General features: G+C 75.4%; 1 pseudogene. It reads left to right on the top strand.

The window, feature by feature from the left end:
* A pseudogene (locus tag ACH107_RS33675) lies at positions 1–334 on the top strand (single-stranded-DNA-specific exonuclease RecJ); the annotation flags it as partial.

Here is a 334-nt window from a genome sequence, read left to right as displayed (position 1 = left end):
TGGCCGACGTGGCGCCCCTGCACGGCGTCAACCGAGCCTTCGTGCGCCAGGGGCTGTCGGTCATGGCCCGGCGCCAGCGCCCCGGGCTGGTCGCGCTGGCCGATGTCGCGCGGCTCGACAGCGCGCCCAGCAGTCATCACCTGGGCTTCCTGCTGGGGCCACGGGTGAACGCCGGCGGGCGGATCGGCAAGGCCGACCTGGGCGCGCGGCTGCTGGCCACGCCAGACCCGCGCGAGGCACAGGCCATGGCGACGAGACTGGACGACTTGAACACCGAACGCCGCGAGATCGAGGAGCAGGTCCGCGCCGCCGCCCTGGCCCAGGCCGAGGCGCG

Source organism: Roseovarius halophilus (ex Wu et al. 2025), assembly GCF_047086965.1.
Note: the sequence above shows the minus strand (reverse complement) of the source record. Positions and strands in the feature narration are given on the sequence as shown.